Genomic DNA, 2419 nt, shown 5'->3' with positions numbered 1-2419 from the left:
CCGAACGAACTGGCACCACAGGCACTCCAGTTCGATCCGAAGTTCCTTGCAGGCCTGCGCCAGCTCTCGACGGTCGGCGCGCAACTCTACATAAAGGGCGATGCAAACGAGCGCTTCGAGATGATGGCCTTGCCGACGCCGGACGTGACGCGCTCGGAACTGTCGGTGGACGGCAAGCAGATCGTCTACTTTAACCAGCAGGAAAGCTGGACGCCGCTCGCCTGGCCCGGCGACGGCCTGAACGGGCACGCGGGTCTGACGTGGCAGACACTCAACGCGGGCCTGAGGCAGGCGTTCGATTCGACGGGCGACTGGGCATTCCTGCGCCTGCTCGCAAAAGCCGATGTGAAGCAGCTGGACAGTACCCGCTACCAGCTCACGTGGAACGACGCAAATGGCGACCCGTTGCGCTACGTGCTGCGAACCCAGGTTGGAGGCGGTCCGCTCGAACTGCTGAAGCTGCGCGGCTTCCAGATGCCCGAAAGGATTTTTGTTGTCGGCAAGGCTGGTGCCGCACCGATGCTTCCTCCCCTGCCACCGGAATTGCAACCATGACCGCACCCTGGAAGAAAAACCCGACTGAGCACGAGAATCCGTTCCTCAGGTACTACGACGAAGAGATGCGCTACCTGCGCGAGGCAGGCCGCGAGTTTGCGCAGGCGCAGCCTGACGCCGCGCGTCGCATGGGGATGCTCTACGGCGAACCTGAGGGGGCTGTGCGCGCGGTGAACGAAGCCTTTGCATTTCTCTCGGCGCGGCTACGCATGAAGCTCGACGACGGCATGCCGGAAGTGACCGAAGGGATGCTCGACAACCTTTACGAGCATATGGCGCGGGCGATCCCGTCGCTGTCGATCATCGAATGCACGCCGCTGAACCGAACGGGCGCAACTGCGGTGCCGATTCCCGCCGGAGCCGTCGTACGCTCAACGCCCGTCGGTCCCGATAAGGTTCAGTGCGTGTACCGGACGACGCAGCCCGTCGAGCTGTTACCGCTCTCGGCCGAGGATGCCGTCGTCGCCGTACATGCCGACGGGCGTACGGTGATCCGCCTGACGTTTGGTCTCTGGCTCGGGGAGCAGCGCGAGCGCATGGACCTGTCGCGTATCCGCCTGTACCTGCATGGCGACCGGCCCGCTGCGGCTACGCTATACGCGGCGCTGACGCGGCAGGTTGCGTCAATCGGGCTGCGTCTGCCGTCAGTACGGGACGGCGCCTTGCAGCCGCTGGACGGGGTGCATGTCGAGGCGGCAGGCTTCGGCCCGTCGACGCGGCTATGGCCAGTCACAGACGCGAAGCGCGACGGGCAACTGGACCGCGAGCAGACGATGCTGGAGTATTTTGTGTTCCCGCAAAAGTTTCACTTCGTCGACCTGTGCGGGTTCGATGCTGCGGCGCTGCCGGCGGGTGAAGCGCAGATGACCTTCGAGATTGAACTCGATGCCCGGATGCCTGGCGACTATCCCGTCAGCCGCGAGAATTTCCGCCTGTTCTGCACGCCTGTCATCAACCTGTTTGAGGTCGATGCGTTGCCGTTGGAACCTGTCGGCTGGCACGACAGGGAGCACTGCATCCGCGTACAGCCTGGCATCGCCTCTCATGTCGAGCCGTACGATGTACTCGCGGTGATCGCCGCCGAGCCGGAGGACAGCGCACGGCACGACTACCGGGCGTTTACGAGTTTCCGGCATCGTGGTTGGGCGTTGCGTTACGAAAAGCCTGAGCGCTACTTCCATACGTCGACGCGTTTCGGTCCGCTTGGGCGGGAACTCTGGGTCACGCTGGCGGGGCAGCTATGGGCCGGAACGTACCGGCACGCAGAGAACGACGAGGACCGTCCCGATCCGGACCGCTACCTGACGGTACGCGCGCTCGCCAATAACGGGCGTCTCCCGCGCATGGCACTGGCCGAGGCGACGATCACTGAAACCGCATCGGACTTCACCGGGATTGCATCGGTGCGCAACCTCACGGCACCGTCCATGCCGCTCTATCCGCCGCGCTATTACCCGGGCTACGACTGGCGCGTATTGGGGCACTTTACGGCGGGTGGCGCGAACGAACTGAACCGGATCCATATGGAGGGCGCACCGGCGCTGCGTGAGACGCTGGAACTCTACGACTGGACGCCAGACGACGGGGTCTCGCGTCGTATCGACGCGATCAGGGACGTACGTTTCTCCGAGAAGCAGAAGGTGGAGCGGGCATACGTACAACGTATTGCGTGCGCATATGTCGAACTCGATCCGACCGCGTTCGACGGGCCGGGCGATGCTGCGCTATTCGGCGAAGTGCTCAATCACTTTCTGGGGCGCTACGCGAGCCTTCATGTTTCCATGCAACTGGTACTGAGCATCGGTGGCAAGGAGACCGTCTATCCTCGCATCGACTTCGAGGGAGCACCTTTGTGATGAGTGTC

At 63.5% G+C, this 2419-nt stretch carries 2 protein-coding genes; both read left to right on the top strand.

What is annotated here, in order from left to right; translation table 11 throughout:
* The coding region (locus tag F6X37_RS35510) for a type VI secretion IcmF C-terminal domain-containing protein (RefSeq protein WP_316252036.1) at positions 1–555 on the top strand (555 nt) is incomplete at its 5' end.
* Positions 552–2411, top strand: coding sequence for a type VI secretion system baseplate subunit TssF (gene tssF / locus F6X37_RS35505; RefSeq protein ID WP_187614638.1), 1860 nt, complete (start codon positions 552–554; stop codon positions 2409–2411). The genes F6X37_RS35510 and tssF, both read left to right, overlap by 4 nt.
* The last annotated feature ends 8 nt before the right edge of the window (positions 2412–2419 follow it).

Source organism: Paraburkholderia sp. 31.1, assembly GCF_014397645.1.
Taxonomy (GTDB): Bacteria; Pseudomonadota; Gammaproteobacteria; order Burkholderiales; family Burkholderiaceae; genus Paraburkholderia; species Paraburkholderia tuberum.
The sequence above is the reverse complement of the archived record's forward strand: the minus strand, read 5'-3'. Positions and strand labels throughout refer to the sequence as shown.

Coding starts and splice junctions, on each gene's coding strand:
- tssF (WP_187614638.1), top strand. CDS start 552: ATGACCGCACCCTGGAAGAAAAACCCGACTGAGCACGAGAATCCGTTC.